Origin of the sequence: Acinetobacter sp. BSP-28, assembly GCF_044130285.1 — a bacterium.
GTDB lineage: Bacteria > Pseudomonadota > Gammaproteobacteria > Pseudomonadales > Moraxellaceae > Acinetobacter.
On the sequence record NZ_JBIQOB010000008.1, the window covers coordinates 143,704 to 161,918 of the forward strand.

General features: G+C 41.3%; 22 protein-coding genes, 1 rRNA gene and 1 pseudogene. 13 read left to right on the plus strand and 11 right to left on the minus strand.

Annotation, left to right across the window (positions count from 1 at the left end; all coding sequences use genetic code 11):
- Positions 1 to 102: 102 nt before the first annotated feature.
- Positions 103 to 1,134: a tRNA dihydrouridine(20/20a) synthase DusA gene (dusA, locus tag ACE01R_RS07990; protein ID WP_395550278.1), complete on the plus strand. Its 1,032-nt coding sequence runs from the start codon at positions 103 to 105 to the stop codon at positions 1,132 to 1,134.
- A 184-nt stretch (positions 1,135 to 1,318) separates the two neighbouring features.
- Here the strand turns inward: dusA and ACE01R_RS07995 are convergent, their stop codons facing one another.
- Positions 1,319 to 1,696 carry a cytochrome b562 gene (locus ACE01R_RS07995; protein ID WP_395550279.1) on the minus strand — a complete coding sequence of 126 codons (378 nt, stop codon included), beginning with the start codon at positions 1,694 to 1,696 and terminating at the stop codon, positions 1,319 to 1,321.
- Positions 1,697 to 1,853: 157 nt separating this feature from the next.
- Positions 1,854 to 3,119 (minus strand): bifunctional phosphopantothenoylcysteine decarboxylase/phosphopantothenate--cysteine ligase CoaBC, encoded by a 1,266-nt coding sequence (coaBC, locus tag ACE01R_RS08000; RefSeq protein ID WP_395550280.1) that lies wholly within the window; start codon positions 3,117 to 3,119, stop codon positions 1,854 to 1,856.
- A gap of 113 nt (positions 3,120 to 3,232) precedes the next feature.
- Between coaBC and radC the strand changes: the two genes are divergently transcribed.
- Together radC and ACE01R_RS08010 are read left to right on the plus strand one after the other, a co-directional pair.
- Positions 3,233 to 3,916 (plus strand): DNA repair protein RadC, encoded by a 684-nt coding sequence (radC, locus tag ACE01R_RS08005; RefSeq protein ID WP_395550281.1) that lies wholly within the window; start codon positions 3,233 to 3,235, stop codon positions 3,914 to 3,916.
- An 82-nt stretch (positions 3,917 to 3,998) separates the two neighbouring features.
- The gene (locus ACE01R_RS08010) at positions 3,999 to 4,910 is read left to right on the plus strand and encodes a bestrophin family protein (RefSeq protein ID WP_395550282.1); all 912 of its coding nucleotides are present in this window, start codon (positions 3,999 to 4,001) and stop codon (positions 4,908 to 4,910) included.
- Between the two features lie 83 nt (positions 4,911 to 4,993).
- On the opposite strand, the gene ACE01R_RS08015 is transcribed toward ACE01R_RS08010, so the two are convergent.
- Complete coding sequence (locus tag ACE01R_RS08015; RefSeq protein WP_395550283.1) at positions 4,994 to 5,845, minus strand: PHP domain-containing protein; 852 nt, start codon at positions 5,843 to 5,845, stop codon at positions 4,994 to 4,996.
- Between the two features lie 45 nt (positions 5,846 to 5,890).
- Between ACE01R_RS08015 and ACE01R_RS08020 the strand changes: the two genes are divergently transcribed.
- Genes ACE01R_RS08020 through mnmC form a run of 4 tightly spaced genes read left to right on the plus strand, consistent with a single transcriptional unit; the run spans position 5,891 to position 9,326 of the window.
- Positions 5,891 to 6,505 carry an inner membrane-spanning protein YciB gene (locus ACE01R_RS08020; protein ID WP_395550284.1) on the plus strand — a complete coding sequence of 205 codons (615 nt, stop codon included), beginning with the start codon at positions 5,891 to 5,893 and terminating at the stop codon, positions 6,503 to 6,505.
- A gap of 26 nt (positions 6,506 to 6,531) precedes the next feature.
- The gene (locus ACE01R_RS08025) at positions 6,532 to 6,834 is read left to right on the plus strand and encodes a YciI family protein (RefSeq protein ID WP_395550285.1); all 303 of its coding nucleotides are present in this window, start codon (positions 6,532 to 6,534) and stop codon (positions 6,832 to 6,834) included.
- Between the two features lie 4 nt (positions 6,835 to 6,838).
- Entirely contained in the window at positions 6,839 to 7,366 is a 528-nt protein-coding gene (locus ACE01R_RS08030) for a hypothetical protein (RefSeq protein ID WP_395550286.1), read from the plus strand.
- Between the two features lie 58 nt (positions 7,367 to 7,424).
- Complete coding sequence (mnmC, locus tag ACE01R_RS08035; protein WP_395550287.1) at positions 7,425 to 9,326, plus strand: FAD-dependent 5-carboxymethylaminomethyl-2-thiouridine(34) oxidoreductase MnmC; 1,902 nt, start codon at positions 7,425 to 7,427, stop codon at positions 9,324 to 9,326.
- A gap of 156 nt (positions 9,327 to 9,482) precedes the next feature.
- Here the strand turns inward: mnmC and ACE01R_RS08040 are convergent, their stop codons facing one another.
- Positions 9,483 to 9,797 (minus strand): rhodanese-like domain-containing protein, encoded by a 315-nt coding sequence (locus ACE01R_RS08040; protein WP_395550288.1) that lies wholly within the window; start codon positions 9,795 to 9,797, stop codon positions 9,483 to 9,485.
- Positions 9,798 to 9,889: 92 nt separating this feature from the next.
- Here ACE01R_RS08040 and ACE01R_RS08045 point away from each other — a divergent pair, with 92 nt between their 5' ends.
- Both ACE01R_RS08045 and ACE01R_RS08050 read left to right on the plus strand, forming a co-directional pair.
- Positions 9,890 to 10,378, plus strand: a complete 489-nt coding sequence (locus tag ACE01R_RS08045) for a YajQ family cyclic di-GMP-binding protein (RefSeq protein WP_166171424.1) — start codon at positions 9,890 to 9,892, stop codon at positions 10,376 to 10,378.
- A gap of 31 nt (positions 10,379 to 10,409) precedes the next feature.
- Positions 10,410 to 10,910: a DUF4442 domain-containing protein gene (locus ACE01R_RS08050; protein ID WP_395550289.1), complete on the plus strand. Its 501-nt coding sequence runs from the start codon at positions 10,410 to 10,412 to the stop codon at positions 10,908 to 10,910.
- Between the two features lie 120 nt (positions 10,911 to 11,030).
- Here the strand turns inward: ACE01R_RS08050 and ACE01R_RS08055 are convergent, their stop codons facing one another.
- Genes ACE01R_RS08055 through ACE01R_RS08065 form a run of 3 tightly spaced genes read right to left on the minus strand, consistent with a single transcriptional unit; the run spans position 11,031 to position 12,792 of the window.
- The gene (locus ACE01R_RS08055; protein ID WP_395550290.1) at positions 11,031 to 11,477 is read right to left on the minus strand and encodes an acyl-CoA thioesterase; all 447 of its coding nucleotides are present in this window, start codon (positions 11,475 to 11,477) and stop codon (positions 11,031 to 11,033) included.
- Complete coding sequence (trxC, locus tag ACE01R_RS08060; protein WP_395550291.1) at positions 11,458 to 11,895, minus strand: thioredoxin TrxC; 438 nt, start codon at positions 11,893 to 11,895, stop codon at positions 11,458 to 11,460. The genes ACE01R_RS08055 and trxC overlap by 20 nt, the downstream gene beginning before the upstream one ends.
- Positions 11,896 to 12,792 (minus strand): alpha/beta hydrolase, encoded by an 897-nt coding sequence (locus ACE01R_RS08065; protein ID WP_395550292.1) that lies wholly within the window; start codon positions 12,790 to 12,792, stop codon positions 11,896 to 11,898.
- Between the two features lie 124 nt (positions 12,793 to 12,916).
- Here ACE01R_RS08065 and ACE01R_RS08070 point away from each other — a divergent pair, with 124 nt between their 5' ends.
- The 4 genes from ACE01R_RS08070 (at position 12,917) to ACE01R_RS08085 (ending at position 16,517) form a co-directional block, all read left to right on the plus strand.
- A complete protein-coding gene (locus tag ACE01R_RS08070; RefSeq protein WP_395550293.1) occupies positions 12,917 to 13,252 on the plus strand; it encodes a TIGR01244 family sulfur transferase in 336 nt (111 codons plus the stop codon).
- A complete protein-coding gene (locus tag ACE01R_RS08075; protein ID WP_395550294.1) occupies positions 13,245 to 13,670 on the plus strand; it encodes a beta-lactamase hydrolase domain-containing protein in 426 nt (141 codons plus the stop codon). The genes ACE01R_RS08070 and ACE01R_RS08075 overlap by 8 nt, the downstream gene beginning before the upstream one ends.
- A 205-nt stretch (positions 13,671 to 13,875) precedes the next feature.
- Positions 13,876 to 15,054 (plus strand): hypothetical protein, encoded by a 1,179-nt coding sequence (locus ACE01R_RS08080; protein WP_395550295.1) that lies wholly within the window; start codon positions 13,876 to 13,878, stop codon positions 15,052 to 15,054.
- Positions 15,055 to 15,134: 80 nt separating this feature from the next.
- Positions 15,135 to 16,517, plus strand: a complete 1,383-nt coding sequence (locus ACE01R_RS08085) for a dihydrolipoyl dehydrogenase (RefSeq protein ID WP_395550296.1) — start codon at positions 15,135 to 15,137, stop codon at positions 16,515 to 16,517.
- A gap of 214 nt (positions 16,518 to 16,731) precedes the next feature.
- On the opposite strand, the gene ACE01R_RS08090 is transcribed toward ACE01R_RS08085, so the two are convergent.
- From ACE01R_RS08090 to rrf, 4 genes and pseudogenes are all read right to left on the minus strand, one after another.
- Complete coding sequence (locus ACE01R_RS08090) at positions 16,732 to 16,959, minus strand: hypothetical protein (RefSeq protein ID WP_395550297.1); 228 nt, start codon at positions 16,957 to 16,959, stop codon at positions 16,732 to 16,734.
- Positions 16,960 to 17,254: 295 nt separating this feature from the next.
- On the minus strand, positions 17,255 to 17,536 hold the full coding sequence (locus ACE01R_RS08095) for a Na/Pi symporter (RefSeq protein WP_395550298.1): 282 nt from the start codon (positions 17,534 to 17,536) through the stop codon (positions 17,255 to 17,257).
- A gap of 8 nt (positions 17,537 to 17,544) precedes the next feature.
- Positions 17,545 to 18,003 (minus strand): annotated as a pseudogene (locus tag ACE01R_RS08100) (Na/Pi symporter).
- A 101-nt stretch (positions 18,004 to 18,104) separates the two neighbouring features.
- Positions 18,105 to 18,215: ribosomal RNA gene (gene rrf, locus ACE01R_RS08105) — 5S ribosomal RNA — on the minus strand; the annotation flags it as partial.

The window sequence follows — 18,215 nt, forward strand, 5'->3', positions numbered from 1 at the left end:
GGTGTAAAATTTGGTGTAAATGCAAACGGATTCACCCACCTAAACACAGGTTCAAACAAATTCTCGCAGGTTGCAGAATATAGATTAAAGGTATGATTTTTAATGACTATTAACAAAAACATTGAAAACACTCAATCTCCGAGAATCAGTGTTGCCCCGATGATGGATTGGACCACTCGTGACTACCGGTTTTTTGCCCGCCTGTTTAATCCAAATATCATTATGTACACCGAAATGGTTACCACTGGCGCCATTCTGTTTGGCGGAGCAGCACGTCATTTAGACTATAACAACGAAGAACACCCGATTGTGCTGCAACTTGGTGGCTCGAATCCGAAAGACCTCGCGACTTGTACTAAAATGGCACAAGACTGGGGATATGATGAGGTCAACCTAAATGTGGGCTGCCCCAGTGACCGCGTACAAAACAACAAAATTGGCGCGTGCTTAATGGCAGAACCTGACCTGGTTGCTGAATGTATTGCTGAAATGCGTAATGCCGTGGATATTCCTGTGACCGTAAAACACCGTATTGGTATTGACGACATGCAGTCTTATGAAGAAATGCTGCATTTTGTCGATACCGTAGCTAAAACCGGTTGTGACAATTTCATCGTACATGCACGTATTGCCTTGCTTCAGGGCTTGTCACCTAAAGAAAACCGTGATGTTCCGCCTTTACGTTATGAAGATGTGTACCGTTTAAAACAGGAACGTCCAAACCTGCTGATTGAGATTAACGGTGGGGTCAAAACCTTTGCCGAAACCCAAGCGCATTTAAAACATGTCGATGGGGTGATGATTGGTCGCGAGGCTTATCACAATCCATATTTATTGGCTGAACTAGGCCAACTATGGAATCTGGAAGCCCCTGACCGTTTTGAGATTATGGCACAAATGATGCCGTATATTGCTAAACGTATGGAAGAAGGTGCTCCACTTTCGATTATTACCCGTCATATTCTAGGTTTATTTCAGAATTTACCGGGTGCACGAAAATGGCGTCAGGCTTTAAGTGGTGGCAATGCCAAAACCCTAAAAGATGTCGAAACAGCCTTGATCAATATTCAGGAAGCCATGCAACGTACTGAAGAATATGTCAGAGAAAATCAGTCAAATCTGGCTGCAAATTAATCACGAGTATCTTCATAAAAAGCCAAGCCAGTCCATTCAGCAATGGGCTGGCATTTTTTATTTAAATTATGCATGAGGCTTGCTAAAGCAAGATTTACACAGTTCATCTGACAATCACGAGATAAAACGATGTGCTTAATCTAACTTCACCCTTCCAAACCTTAAACGGTAAATGTACATTAAATTAGTGATGATTATAAACCGCATGTCCCTGATCTTTCACCAGAGCAATTTTTTTGCCTTCTACTTTGGCTTGGTCCAATTTACCACTTTGAACCAATAATCTGGTTTTTTCAATCTCCACCAGCAATTGACTGTATAAAGCATCTGAGCTTGGTGCTTTTGCATCATGAGCTTTTAACTTCACTTTTTTTGCATCTAAAGTAGCAGCCTTCATATTATCCAGTGCTTTTAGTGCATCCTTCTGATTATCAGCCTTGTTAAACATTTTAAAGTTTTTTCCAAGCGTCATCATATTTTGTTCAAGCGCACCGGCAAAACTCAGGCTACTGAACGACAAAGCGACAGAAAGCATCACTGTGACTAAAGTTTTTTTGATCATGTTGATGTCCTTTTAAAGATCCATTTCAAAAACCAGGGCTATTGTTGTTGCTATTTAATTATTCTTTATATTTGAATTTTAAACCTTAAACATAGAGTAAATCCTATAAAAAATGCAACGGATTCGCTGCATTTTTTATGAATCAAGTCAGTTTGTTTTAAACAGGTTGCATTTCATGATGCAAGGCATCATGAATCGCTTCCACCAGCTGCTGGGCAATTTCCTGTTTTGATGCTTTTTCCAGATCACGCTGCTGCATCTGATACTGCTCGGCAAAGAACACAATCATGGCATTTTCATCAGATGCAAAACCAATGTCTGGACGTGAAACATCATTACAGGCAATCATGTCCAGTTTTTTCGCCACCAGTTTTCCGGCTGCATATTCTTCGACATTGCGGGTTTCGGCGGCAAATCCCACCATAAATGGACGCTTTTGTTGCTGGGCAATGGTCGCCACGATATCCGGATTTTTAATTAAAGCCACATTCAGCTCATCACCGGCTTTTTTGATTTTATGCTCGGCAACTTCTGCCACGCGGTAATCTGCCACCGCAGCCGTGGCAATAAAGATGTCACAACCTTTATCCAGCTGATCCATACTATGTTCCAGCATCTGCATTGCAGACTGCACATTAATACGGCGCACACCATTCGGCGTATCCAGGCTGACCGGTCCTGCAATCAAAGTGACTTTGGCACCAGCTGCATAACAGGCTGCAGCCAGGGAAAAGCCCATCTTACCGGTACTATGGTTTGAAATATAACGGACCGGATCAATCGCTTCACGTGTAGGTCCTGCAGTAATGACTACATGTTTACCGGCCAGCATGCCAAACTTTTCTGCAATCGCACGCTGCGCCTTGTGGAAGTACTCGGTGACTTGTCGCGCTAAATCTTCCGGTGCAGGCATACGTCCCAAACCGACATCGCCACAGGCCTGTGAACCGGCATCCGGCATAATCACATGCACGCCATCTTCCACCAGGGTATTTAAATTACGCTGTGTGGCTTTGGCTGCCCACATTTGCTGATTCATTGCCGGGGCTACCCAAACCGGTGCTTTGGTTGCCAGATATAAAGTACTGAGTAAATCATCAGCCAAACCTGTCGCAAACTTTGCCAACGTGTCACAAGTTGCCGGGGCAACCAGCAGTAAGTCAGCCCAACGCGCCAATTCAATATGGCCCATGCCGGCTTCGGCTTCAGGATTGAGTAATTCAGTATGTACCGGATTTCCAGACAAAGCCTGGAATGTTAGCGGGGTAATAAAAGCTTGCGCCCCCTGCGTCATCACCACACGGACATTAAAACCCGCATCTTTTAAACGACGGACCAAAATGGCACTTTTATATGCCGCAATACCGCCAGTTACCGCTAAAACAATGTTTTTATTTGGAATCACACTCAAATCGAAGCTCACGAACAGGCTACCTTTCTGTTGCAGTGGCGCTCACAATAGCATTAAATAAAGTGATACCCAAGTCAGTGACTCGGGGTAATACCCCTCACTAATAACAAAAAAGTCTAAAAATAATGAATTTATCGATTAAACACTGGCCTGAACAGGAACGTCCACGTGAAAGGCTGATTCAACAAGGTGCTGCCAGTCTGTCAGATGCGGAACTGCTGGCCATCTTTTTACGCTCCGGTTCCAAGCAACATTCTGCCGTGGAACTATCCCGCCTGTTATTGCAACATTTTGGCGGCCTTAACCCAATTTTTGATGCAGAACTTCAGGATTTAAGCCAGTTTCATGGTATTAGGGCAAGCAAATATGCTCAACTGATTGCAGTGAAGGAATTGGGACGACGCTATATTTCCACCCATTTACAGCAAGAAAAAATAGAATTAAGCAATTCAAAAATACTCCTGGATTTTTTGAAATTCGAATTACTGGGTGAAATGCAGGAAGTTTTTGCGGTACTTTGCCTTGATGCGCATTTAAGAAAAATTAGCTTTAAAAAAATGTTCTACGGTTCGCTTAATTCATGTGAAATTTCTACAAATCAGTTGATGCGCCATGCGATCAATCAACATGCCAGTAGCATCGTGATTGCGCATAATCATCCTTTTGCCATGCCTCAGCCATCCAGTGCGGATATTGAACTCACCCAGCGCATTTTAACTGCCTGTCAATTATTGGAAATTAACCTGATTGATCATTGTATTGTATCAGTGGAAGGCACCTGTTCATTTGCTGAACTTGGGCTGATTTAAGCTCAACAATAATTGTAACAAATATTGACAAAAGCCCTACTAACATTGAAGATCAACAAAAAATTTTGATGATACTAATAACATGATTGTTCGTGATCAACCTAGTGTATTCAAGCTGCTCTTTTCCTGGCGCGGGACCATCCTGCCCAAGGTTTTGCCGCCTTTAGGTGTGGTCATGCTGATCTCCTCAGTGATTGGCGGGCTGTCTTATATTGGTTACTTTCATTTTCCAGAACTTCCACTGGTTGGCTTTACCTTAATTGGGGTTGTGCTGTCGATTTTTCTGGGCTTTAAAAATACGGCCTGTTATGACCGCTGGTGGGAAGCCCGTAAGCTATGGGGCATGCTGATTGCCAATGCCCGGCATTTTGATCGTGACTGTCGTATGCTCAGCCAAGGACGCCGAGAACGTGTGATTCAGCATGTAATTGTATTTGCCAATGTACTGCGTGACCGTTTGCGTCACCAGACAGCTAATCCTACGGCACTAGTAGAAACTAGCGGCATGAGCCAGCAGGCTATAACCCAGCTGTACCAGCAGGCCAATGCACCGCAATACACCTTGAGTTTAATTCAATGGGAGTTGATGCAGGCGCTTAAAGAAGGTGAAATTTCCGATATTATTTATACGCAAATGAACCAGCATGTGGCTGAACTGAGTCGGGTTCAAACCGGTTGTGATCGTATTGCCACCACCCCTCTGCCTTTTGCCTATTCAGTGCTGCTGAATCGTACCGTGTATTTTTTCTGTTTTATGCTACCGTTTAGCCTGGGTTCAACCTTGGGTTTGGCTACGCCTTTAATGGTCGGTATTTTAGCCTACACCTTTCTAGGTCTGGATGCTTTAAGTTCAGAAATCGAAGAACCGTTTGGTACTCAAAGCAATGATCTGCCCTTAGATTCATTGGTACGCACCATCGAGATTGAATTATTGAGCACCTTAGGTAAGCCGACCCCGCCACCTATTCAGGCACAAGATAATAATCTGCTTTAATTTATGACCTCTCCTTATAGGAGAGGGAACTCCTTTTCCCTTTGGGATGAGGAATATTGTTCTGCAAGGGAATGAGGACATAACTAAACAAAACTCTCCCAAACCCCGACCTGTCCTTCCTTAACGCGCGGAATATTGCCCAGCTTGATCCACGGCATATTGTCACCATGAAAATCACTGCCTACCGATACTTTGAGTCCGAACTGTTCAATCATCCGATCGACCATTTGTCGAGTGGACGCCGGCTCAATCGCAGGTGGAAGCTCCACGGCATCACCACCAAACTGAGCAAAAATTTCAATCAGATAGCGGATATTGGTCGCAGACAGATCATAACGGGTGGGATGAGCCAGTACTGCATAACCCTGACTCTCATGAATCACCTGAATGGTTTCTTGCAAGCCCAAGCCATCAAATTTGACATAGGCTTTTTTGCCTTCTTTAATATATTTATCAAAGGCCTGTTGTGGACGACTCACATAACCTTTTTCCACCAAAGTTTTGGCAATATGCGTGCGGGTAATCCGGTCTGCAATGCCATCCACCTTGGCAATCACATCGGCATAAATATCCTCACCAATCAGCGGAATCAGCAAATCACAGATCTGTTTGGCACGAATCGCCCGAATCTGTTTTTGCTGTTCCAGTAAGGTCAGCAATGGTTGCGGATTTTGCATATTCAATGCAACCACATGTACAGCATAGTTTTTTTTCGTTGCCGGACGTGACCATTGGCTGGAAATTTCCACCCCGGAAATTATCTTCAGGGCTAAATTTTCTGCAAATTTTTCAGCCAGTTTTAAGCCATCCATGCTATCGTGGTCCGTCAGCGCAAGGGTATGAATACCTTTTTCTATAGCTGCATGCACAAGTTGTTCTGGAGACAAAGTTCCATCAGAAATATTACTATGTGTATGTAAATCTACGCCTTGCATCACTTATACTATGTCATTTATTTGATCAGATTTAGATACTCTAACATGAAAGCACTTTTAGACTTTGTGCCACTCATTATTTTCTTTTATTTATATAAAACTGTTGATCCCAAGGATACCGAACATCCGCTATTACATTTGATCGGTTCGGCAGGTGGTGTAGATAATAATAACATTTTGGTGGCTACCGCGGGTCTGATCATCTCAATGCTGGTGGTATATGGCGTTTTATTTGTCCAGCAGAAATTCCGTTTAGAAAAGCAGCAATGGATTGTGCTGTTTATGACCGTTATTTTTGGTGGTATTACCTTAATGCTGAGCGATGACTTTTATATTCGCTTGAAAGCTGCCCTGTTAAATATTGTCTTTGCGGGTGCCTTCCTGCTCTCGCCTTATTTTACCAAAGATAAAAGTCCGCTGATTCAGCGCTTATTTGGCCCCATTTTTAGTTTAACCGCCAAAGGCTGGAAAAACTTAAACTTCGCATGGGCCGGCATGTTCGCGTTTATGTCGTTCCTGCATGTTTTTTTCGCATTTATATTTGCTGGCGGAAAATATTGGGGCGAATTTACCGCATTTGGTGACATGATTGTGATGTTTTCCTTTATCATTGTTCAGTTTATTGTCTTGCGCAAATATTTTAAGTCGCCTGAAGCATAATTCAGGTCAGCTGATAGAGAAAAAATATGCCTTTATTCGTGGTAACGTGTACTGATAACGAAGGTACTGTCGAAAAACGTCTAGCTACCCGTCCAAAACATTTGGAACGCCTGCAAAAATTAAATGATGAGGGTCGTTTAATTGTGGCAGGTGCTATGCCTAAAGATCCCGGCAATCCACAAGCCGGTTTTTATGGCAGCACGATTATTGTAGACTTTGAAACCCGTGAAGCACTGGATGCATGGCTGCAAGATGAGCCTTTCTTAAAAGAAGGCGTATATGGTCATATTGATGTGAAACCTTTTAATAAAGCTTTCCCTCAAGGATAAAATCATGCGTGTTGTAGTTTCAAGCTTATTGGGTTTCTCTTTAATCTGTTCAACAGCTTGGGCGGTAGAACCCGCTCCTGCTCCAACACCTGCTGTAGCCCCTGCTGCTCAAGCAACGACTGCAACATCTCCTACTCCTGCCCAGCCCCAAAAGCCACAGACTTTACCGGCAAATAAACCCGGTACTGTTCCTGCTGTTAGCCTTGATGCCAATGGTTTACCGCAAGAAGCGAAACCTTTAACCGCAGAACAAATTGCAAAAAATAAAGCAGTGCAAGATGCCAAAGTGAAAGCGCTAGTCAAAGATCAGGCCACGCGTTTACAGCAACTGGAAAAAGCCAATTTGGATGCCTTGTCACAGAACCAGGAACTGCAATTAAAAAATGACAGCCTGGGCGTTCAGGTGCAAGTATTGCAAAGCGAACGCAGTGCACAGATGTTTTTATACGGCGCAGCGACAATTGCTGTCGGCGTGTTGCTGGGATTCCTGATTGCAAGTTACGTTTACACCAAACGTCGTCGTCAGTGGTAATTGCTACATTTACGGCTTCATTTAGTTTTTACTGATTGATTTAAAGGTTATTGAGGTTTTGTCTAGTCCTATTCAAACTGCCGATCTGGATTGGCAACACGTCGATGGAATTGATGTTCCCGTTTCCAAACAATTTGGCGATGTCTATTTCTCTAAAGATAATGGCCTGCTTGAAACACGGCATGTGTTTTTAAATGGCAATGATTTATCGACCCGCCTGGCCAAGCTGAATGACTTCGAATATTTCTGTGTCGGTGAAACCGGTTTTGGTACCGGTTTAAATATTCTGGCCTTGTGGCAACTCTGGCAACAGGTTCGTCCGGACAATCATAGCCATCTGCATGCCGTATCTGTAGAAAAATTTCCTCTCAGCAAAGCTGACCTGATTCGTGCCTTAAATGCATGGCCGGAACTGAAACCTTTAGCTGATCAACTGATTGCACAGTACCCAATGCCGATAGCAGGCTGTCATCGTTTATCCTTTCCAGATGAGCGTTTTAGCATAGATTTATGGCTAGGCGATGCCCATGATGTCTTTCCCGTCATGGAAAAAACAGCAGCAGTAAACGCATGGTTTTTAGATGGCTTCGCTCCTTCCTGCAATCCGGATATGTGGGAAGAAAACGTTCTCAACAACATCGTGCGTTTATCAGATTTCGGTAGCACTTTTGCTTCATTCAGTGTGGCTGGTGTACTGAAACGTGGTCTGAAAAATCATGACATTTCAATTTCCCGTCCGCGCGGTTTTGGGCATAAACGGGAAATGCTTAAAGCCATCTGGAATGCGCCTGAAGATCAGGTGGAATCTTGCAATGATTTAAATTTCACTGAAAAACAAACTGAACTAAGCGCTGCGATTTTTAAACAGCGCCAGATTGCGATTATTGGCGCAGGAATCGCTGGTTTAAGCTGTGCCTGGGCATTTGCTCAGCGTGGCCATCAAGTGACCCTCTATGACCAGTCAGCACCGCTTTCCGGAGGCTCTGGTAATCCTCTGGCCTTGCTGAATCCCAAACTTTGTCCGATTGAACAAAGTGCAGATCATTTAATGACTCTGGCCTGGCAGCATGCCATAAATCATTATGCAAAATTTAAAGCCTTCCGTCCGATTAAAGTCAGCCAGTTAGCACTGAAAAATGCCGATGAGTTACTCGGACTGGCAGAGCAATATCCGAAAGATATTCTTCAAAGCCAGCAAGCGACAGAGAGTGCTGTCACAACGCTATATCCAAATCTGAATCTCTTGCAAGCTGGTGCTGTTTCACCGCATCAATTACGTGATCAGATCCTCGAACATCCACTGATCGAATATCAGCAAGCGGAAGTTGCTGAAATCAAACAAGCAACTTTAGTGAGGGTGCTTTCTAGTTCACAGCAACTATTGGGTGAATTTGATCATGTGGTTGTCTGTGCTGCACGAAATAGCCAGCATTTCTTTGAACATTTTCCTATGCTCAAACCGATTCGTGGCCAAGTTAGCTGGGTAAATAATGCTGCTCAGCCGCTAGATCACCATCAAGCCTACAGCTATGGCGGTTATTGCATGCAGCTTGATGCAGCTCAGCTTATTTTAGGGGCATCGTTTTATCCAAATCGTGATGATGAAGAAGTGCTGCTAGAAGATCATGTGCATAACTATGAACTTATCCACAGTGTTTTTCCTGAATATGCCAAAACTTTACCACCGGTCGAAACTTGGCAAGGCCGTGCATCAATACGTGCACAAACGCAGGACTATTTTCCAGTCGTGGGACAGGTGAAAGATAATCAGGAAATTTATACTTTTGCCGGTTTGGGTTCGAAAGGATTTTTATTTGCGCCACTATGCAGTGAAGTTCTGGCCGCACAGGTGTTGGGGGAGGCATGCCCAGTGTCATCAAATTTACTAAAGAAACTTAGTGCAAAACGCTTTGAAAAGAAAGTGAAAATGAAGAAACCATATTTTAAGCCTCAGGTCTAATCCTCCTGCCTTTTAAAAAGGGAGGTATTTCCTTCTGCTGAAGATTCTAAAGCACTCCTTTTAAAATTATGTGCAAGTAAGAGTTAGGGAGAGCATTCTTTTATTCAATCATTGCCAATAAAAAAGCGCCTTGCGGCGCTTTTTTTAACAAGATGATTATGCACCTTGTTCTAGTGGCATGCCCGCATCACGAGCAGCACGAGTACCACCCATCAGAATGACATATTCACGTGAGCTATCCAAACCCTCTAATTTTTCAGCTGCACGTGGAGCTTTACTTCCACCACCACATAAAATGTAAATAGGCTGATCCGACTCCACCTGAGTTAAGCTGTCTGCCGTCAAGCCATCAATGGGCTGGTTAACAGCACCTTTCACATGACCTTCAGCAAAGGCTTTTGTATCACGAACATCCCAGATAATTGCATTTTCTGGGAACTCAAATGTTGTAATTTCTTGTTTACGGATCATTGCGCACTCCTTTGATGTAAAACAACACTTGGCAAATGAAGAAAACATCCCTAGCATCTCAGATATTCTTTCCATTTGTAAAGGTCTAAACCATGCCTTCTTTCGATATTGTATCTGAATTAGAAATTTTTGAAGTAAATCATGCGGTTCAAAACACGCAAAAAGAAATTGCAACCCGTTTTGACTTCCGCGGACAAGATGTTTCTATTGAGCTGAATGAAAAAAACAAGGAAATCAAAATCAGCACTGAAAGTGATTTCCAGTGCGAACAAGTTTATAGCATGCTGGAAAACCATTTCTTTAAACGCAAAGTGGATATTCAGGCACTTGACCCGCAAAAAATGACTGCTTCTGGCAAAAATGTGATTCAGGTGATCAAGCTTAAAGATGGACTTGACTCGGATACCGCAAAAAAAATTAATAAAGCCATTAAAGAAAGTGGCGTGAAAGTGCAATCATCTATTCAAGGCGACAAAATTCGTGTGACTGATAAAAAGCGCGATACTTTGCAACAAGTGATGGCATTTTTAAAAGAACAACAATTTGGTGTGCCTTTACAGTTCAACAATTTCAAAGACTAATACTGTGATGTAATCGCAGTCGAGGAACCGCATGACACCGACCAATCGCTTATCTAAACTGGTAAAAGCCACTTCCAAGTTACCTAAGGGTATTCGCAGTACCTTGTGGAGCAAAGTGTTTGGTCGGGTCGTGCCGATGGTCGGAAGTGCCAATATACGCTATCTGGAAGTCAGTCATTCTAAAGTTGTGGTCAAGATTGAAAATCATCGGGCCATGCAAAACCATATTGGTCAGGTACATGCCTGTGCCATGGCTTTAATTGCTGAAACCGCCACAGGTTTTGTCACTGGAATGAATGTTCCGGACTCCTGTATTATGTTGATCAAAAGCTTCAAAGTTGATTTTAAAAAGCCAACCAAAGGTGCAATGGTTGCAACCGCGACCTTGACGGATGAGCAGCAGAAATTAATACAAAGCACTGAAAAAGGTGAAACGCTGGTTAAAGTTCAGGTAACTGATGAATCAGGTGAAGAGCCCATTCAATGTGAAATGCTTTGGGCCTGGATATCCAAGTCGCAGTTAAAGAACTAATGTCATTTTAATCATAGTCACTTATCGCTAAAAATGAATCATTTTGAGCAATGAAAGACCATGCTCAAAAATTAAACTGATAAAAAAGCCCAATCATGATTGGGCTTTTTGACTCTTGGATTATTTAGCTTGCTGGGAAGCTAAATATTTTTGTTTGACATCCTCAGGAATCTGACGCTTTCCACCTTTTACATCTACCGCGACAAAGGTAAAGACCCCTTCTGTTACGCGAACCGGTTCACGAGAACTGTCATGACTATCCCATACTTCAATTTGCATTTGAATTGAGGTATTGCCCACTTTTAAAATTTTGGTATAACAACTAATCACATCACCGACTTTTACAGGCACCAAAAAAGTCATCTGATTAATTGAAATGGTTGCACAGCGTCCTTTACTAAAACGCTCTGCGTGAATTGCACCTGCCAAGTCCATTTGTGAAACGATCCACCCACCAAAGACATCACCACTCCAGTTGGTATCTGCTGGCATTGCAATGGTTTGAAGGGAAAGCGTTCCTTCCGGTTTTACATGAGTATCTGACACATTAACTCCCAGTATTGGCATTTAAATGTTGATCCAGCCACTGTTGTAGCTCTGTAGATCGTAGCGCACCACTTATTCTAGCAATTTCATTGGTTTTATTCATCAAAACCAGGGTGGGAATACTACGCACATTAAATGCACCACTGAGTCGAGGCGATTCTTCAGTATTAATTTTGGCAAAAACAACTCTCGGATTCTGTTTTGCCACTTGTTCAAAATGCGGTGCCATCATCTTGCAAGGGCCACACCATTCCGCCCATAAGTCAATCAGCACTGGTAATTCGCTATGGGTAACGAAGTTACTGAAATTGTGCTCATTCAACTCTATTGGAGCCAGAGGAATTAGCGCATGTTGACACTGACCACAGTTTGGATTTGCTTCTAGTTTATCTTCTGGTACTCGGTTTCTAGCACCACACGCAGGACATACAATAATCATTTAGCTCACTCCAATATGTTGGTGTAAAAATTCTAATTGAGTTGATATGGCTTTTTCAAACCATTGGCCATGATAGATATCAAAGTGTTGCATATCCCATTCATGGTATTGTACATAAGGTGCGATATTGGTCGCTGTTTCACGGCTAGATTCTATTGGAATCAGACTATCCTGTTTAGAGGCTATAAATAAAACTGGCACACTGATTTTACGCACATCCTGAATAGGACGATAACGAATCAGGTTGAAGAAGACTCGCGCAGGAATCTCGCCACTCCAGTAATAATCTGGATGAATAATGGATAGATATCCCTCATAACTATCCGCTGTCGGTATAAAGCATAAGCCTTTTTTGCTTACAACGGGTAATGTTTTTGGTGACATCCCCACTTTCGCCCCCATATAGTCCTGACTGGATATTTTTAGGGCTTTTGGCAGTTGTTGTAAAGGATACAGCTTGGCACTTTCTGTCCCATCGACAAATGGTACTTGCACCATTACCGCCTGAATATTTTTTAAATGTGCCGCCAAATCTAGAACATAGCCACCGCTTAAAGACGTTCCCCAAAGTACGATGCGCCTGGAATCAATCGATTTTCGTGCTACAACATGCGCAATCATGGTTCTCCAATCTTCTAACTGAGATTGAATCGAGACCAGCTCACGTGGACGGCCGGTGCTTCCGCCCCAATAACGATAATCAAACAGTACTACGGCATAACCCGCTTGGGCAAAACGCTTGGCATATTGCACCAGTTTAAATTGACGTAAAGCAGCCAGACCATGCGCCATAATAATGACAGCAGGTTTGTGTTCAGTTTTGGGATGATAGAAATCCGCAGCAATAACCTCTTGCCCACTATTTACATAGAGTGGTTCAACCGTATAGGAATGCATACGTGCTCCGGTGCGTTATTTTATGATTGTAATCGCTTATAAAAATTTCAACAGATTAAGCTCAGGTTTCAGCTTAATGCTATCATAAAGCATATATCTATTTAGCAAATTATGGAGTGACAAAATGAGCGAAAATGTCGGCTTTGCAGGTCAAATTAGCCCAGAACACGTAACACAAATTGTTGAAAAAGGTTTTAAATCCATTATCAACAATCGTCCGGATATGGAAGGTGGTCCAGAGCAGCCTACAAGTGCACAAATTGAAGAAGCTGCACGCAATGCTGGTTTAGACTATGTGTTCCAACCTGTGGTTGCCGGTCAAATTACTGAAGTTGATGTCCGTACATTTGCCAATCACTTTAATGAACTGCCAAAACCTGTATTGATGTTCTGCCGTACTGGTAATCGCTCAAATAACTTATATCAACTCGCAAAACAAATGGATTTATTGGATGATTAAGCACGTTGTTTATAGTGCTTTATTAAGTTTAAGTTTGACTTGTAGCACAGCTCTTTTTGCGGAAACGACTGATTTAACCCGCAGTTTAAATTCCTCGTTAAGTGTGACAGGTCAAATGACGACCGAAAAATTTAAAACCTTAATACATCAAGGTTTTAAGTCCATCATTTTCAATCCTCCCGATCAGGAACAAGGAAATTTGGTTACAGTCAATCAATTGCGCGATATTGCCGAACAATCTCATATCAGCGTAATTTACCAACCCATTAGCAGTGCTAAAGTTTCTGAAACAGACATGGTTGAATTTGCAAAATATTATAATGAGCTTCCAAAACCCATATTAATGATATGCCGAAGTGGCACACGCTCTTCCCTATTATTTAATGAAGCAAAAAAATTAGGATTGCTCAATGAATAAAATCATTCTTCTATTACTTATTTCATGTGTTGTTGTAGGATGTAGCTCGATGAATGTTCGACCTACGGTTGGAGTGAGTGTGGGAACATCCATCTAATTTTCTATAAATATTATAAATGGTGCTCTTTGCGTCATTTTTTATGTATGTTATCTTTACACAATATAACTACATTTCATACATAAAATTATTTTTTTCGGGGTACACATGAAATTACTTAAAGGGACACTGACTTTAGCACTTACGGCAACTTTAGCAGCATGTGGCGGCGGCGGTAGCGAGGGTTACTACAATAATAACGGTAGTAATGTTAATTCTAATCAATCACCTACAGAAGGTAATGTAACATCAGTTGATGCTCAAAAAACTTTTAATGCACTTAAAACAGAAGCAACATCATTATTTGGTCAGTCAGATCCTAATCAAAAGGGTTATATTGATCACGCTATCGATGCGTATGCTCAAAGTATTTTAAAAATTTCACAAGATATTAGAAATGTTGACTTTACAGCTTATCAAACAACAAACCGTAAAGCGAAGTGTTTCGATGAAAGTAAAAGTGATTATCGTGCTTGTTATGTTTTTATAGGGGATGAAATTAACAAATTACTAGGATCAAAATATGATTCTTGGGATTTCGTTATAGATGATGGGAAAGTGGACAATCAAAATGATCAAACTCTAGGAGATGATTTAGCAAATATTCGCTTAAAATCTGCTGACATCACACCAAATCTAGAAAGTTACTATGGTGAAACTTACCTATTAGTATTTGAAAATGAACATCCTCAAAAAAACTTACAAGACATTACAATTGCAGGTGCATTCTCGCATCCTTTCCAACAAGCACAAGGACTACAAAAACGCTTTATCCTAATCAATGAAGCTACTAGCGATTTTAAAATAACTGTTACCAAACTAGGCGCAACTACTGGAACAGTCATGGGTGCATTGAGCATTTATAAAGTTCCCACAGCCGATAACAGCGAGTACTACGTAACTGAAGCTGGTTCTGGTTTCAATACATTAATTAATGACAATACTAATGTTGCTTTTGCTGAACCAATAAATTTTCGCATTGATTCTAAATCTGGTGAAGCACCTAGCACCTATAAAATCTTAAATGGTGTTGAAACTTTAAATTTACCAAGTGTAACAATTTCCGGAACACGGGTAGAACATGAACAACCGACACTAAATGCTAAAGAATTTAAGGGTAGTATTTTCCTAGAAGGTCCAAACATTCTTGATTTTAAACAATCTGCATTAAATTCTATTTTAAAATTCAAGCATATAATCAATGGTGTTACCTATGAAGGGACATCAACTAATACAAATTCCGGGATTGTGACGACCTTTATCTCGCCAAATAACATTAAATATTAATTTTATTTATTGATATAAAGCCCTCATGACTGAGGGTTTTTTATATAGTTAAAACAATATTCTCTAAAATTGGTCCTTATATGTACGACATCATTATTATCGGTGCAGGTACAGCAGGTATTGCTGCATATAATGAAGCCATTAAATATACCCAAAATATTCTAATTATTAATGATGGCCCATGGGATACAACCTGTGCCCGTGTCGGCTGTATGCCAAGTAAGGTACTGATTGCTTCAGCTAATCGCATGCATGATGTTAAACATGCAAATGACTTAGCTTTATCAATTGAATTTAAAGTTGATACATCTAAAGTAATGATACGTGTACGTGAGCTTCGTGATCACTTTACCCGTGCTACGTTAAAAGATGTGAATTCATGGCCAGAAGAGCATAAACTTTCAGGTCATGCCAAATTTATCAATGCCAACACTGTTGAAGTAAATGGTCATCAGTACCAATCTAAGTCTTTTGTACTTGCTGTCGGTTCTTATCCAACCCTTGACCCAAAACTCAAGCAACAACTGGGGCGGCAGCTCATTAGCTCGGATGAGATTTTTGAAATTCCCCAATTACCAAAAGCAATAGCGGTGATTGGCAGTGGTGTGATTGCGATTGAACTTGCACAAGCCATGCAAAGATTGGGTGTAAAAACGACCATCTTTGCACGTAGCCAAAAAGTAGGTGTACTGACCAGCCCCGAACTGCAAACCATAGCTCAATCTAAACTCAGTCAAGAGCTTGAGTTTAAGTTTAAAGTGCTGCCTAATCATTATGAGAAGATAAATAACGCGGTCAAAGTACATTTTAAGGAGCAGGAACAAGCCCAAAGTATAGAGGTGGATTACGTCCTCTCCGCAACTGGTCGTACCAGTTACCTTGACACCTTAGCTCTTGAAAATATCGATCTACAGTTTAAAGATTTAAAGAATCTGCCTTTAAACCATCAAAGCAAACAGTTAGCAAATTTACCTATTTTTATTGTTGGCGATGCTGCCATGAAAAATCCTATTCAACATGAAGCTGCATATGCTGGCAAAAGTGTAATCCAAAATTGTCTCAATTTTCCAAATATTCAAAATATTCCTAAATTACCCCAATTAGGCATTGTGTTTAGTCAGCCTGAAATGGCCATCGTGGGTGAAAGCTTTAAATCACTACAAGATCAGCATATACCGTTTATTACTGGCCACGTCTCATATGAAAAGCAAGGTCGTGCGCTTGTTCAGGCTGAAAATCATGGTGCTGTAGAAATCTATATAGATCCCCAATCTAGACAGATCTTAGGCGCTGAACTTTTCTGCCCTCAAGCCGAGCATCTTGCGCATCTTTTGGCATGGATGATTGGTGAAAAACTGACAATTGATGAGGTATTATCTAAACCTTACTATCATCCAACCTTAGAAGAAGGACTAAGAACAGCCCTTAAACATGCACGCCGACAGCTGCTTCCTCATCAGTAGCATTTGTATCCACTAAGACATTCATAAACCGATGATGATGTGCAATTAAACGGTCTAACCAACGATGTGCTGCGAGTAATTGAAGTGTTTTAGCAGCACTTAACTGATGATTTTTTGTATAGGCTTGAATCTCTTCTCGCAATTCTGATCGAGATTGTTTAGTCCATTTTTTAAGACTTTGTAGCTCTTCAAATAAAGGCTGATTCAGATCAAACTACATTCGATCTTCAAGAGCATCCCAGTATTGCTCTAAAATATGGCTATAATCGAGTGCCACTTGATACAGCATCGGTTGCGTTCGTATAGATTGCATGAGTGCAAATTCTAGATCACGTCTAAAGACTTTTAAATACACCAGCGCTCTTAATAAATTAAATAATCGTGGGTATAACGCACTGTCTTCTGAAACATCTATTTTAGATAAATAATCTTGTAGCTTCATAATCGACGTTTAGTGCTGTTTCAGTTGATTGGCAGATATAGAACACCATCCCTAATTGAAACTCTCAACCAATCTTGCTGCTGCCAAATCAATTGATACAGTACATGCTCTGCCGTAGCTATTGCTAAAGCAGGTACGGATAAACTTAATTAATCTAAAATCTGTAAAAGATTATCTTCTTTATCAGGAATCAAACGCGATATTAAAGTTTTAAATGGTTCAACAAGTGGAAGAAAAATTGCAGCACCCAACAAACTGAAAGCAGTATGAAATGCAGTCACAACTAATACAGGTTCTAGAGCTGAAATAGATTCTTGGATTGATATAACCATAAAAATAAAGGAGATAAGATCAAAAATGCCAAAATAGCATACATCATATTAAAAGCCACATGCACAGCTGCAGTACGTTTGGCACTGGCATTCGCACCGATTGCAGCCAATATAGCCGTAGCAACAGTTCCTACATTTTGCCCAATCACCAAAAATAAGGCTTGTTCAAGTTGAATGACCTGCGTAGCAAGCTCCGCTATGGTTGTGGTAATTGCAGCACTAGAGGAGTACAGGATGACCGTCATCACTATCCTCAATAGCACCAACAGTAATTGATCAAATACACTTTCTTTGTAGAAAAGATAGATAAATCAATCTTATCCGCCAATCTAGACATGGCGATTTGTAATAATTCAATGCCATAAAAAATGAGACCAAAACCAGCCAGAACCAGTCCAAATAAAGCTACACGTCCATGTGTAAGAATTTTCGCCAAAGCACCAAGTGCAATTTTTCCGATAGAAAACTTTACCCTTAATAAAGCGACCATCCAACCTGTACTGGTTGTACCTATATTTGCACCGACCAAAACTCCGATGGCTTAGCTAAATATGAGCACACCAGCACTCACGAACCCGATTGTAGCAAGTGTTGTTACTGTAGAAGATTGCACAATTAAAGTAAATATAATGCGCGAATTCATGGCTTTAATCGGTGAGCCAGTAAATTTCGCGATCCAAAGACGTAAGGGCTCCCCAGCAATTTCTTTCAAGCTATCATTTTTTATTAAGGATTAAATATTTTATTAGTTAAATCCCACGCATAAAAAAAAACACCCCCAGTCGTTTGACTGAGGGTGTTTTAGGAATAATGAGCTGGCGATGACTTACTCTCACATGGGTAATCCCACACTACCATCAGCGCTAAGAGGTTTCACTTCTGAGTTCGGGAAGGGATCAGGTGGTTCACTCTTGCTATGGTCGC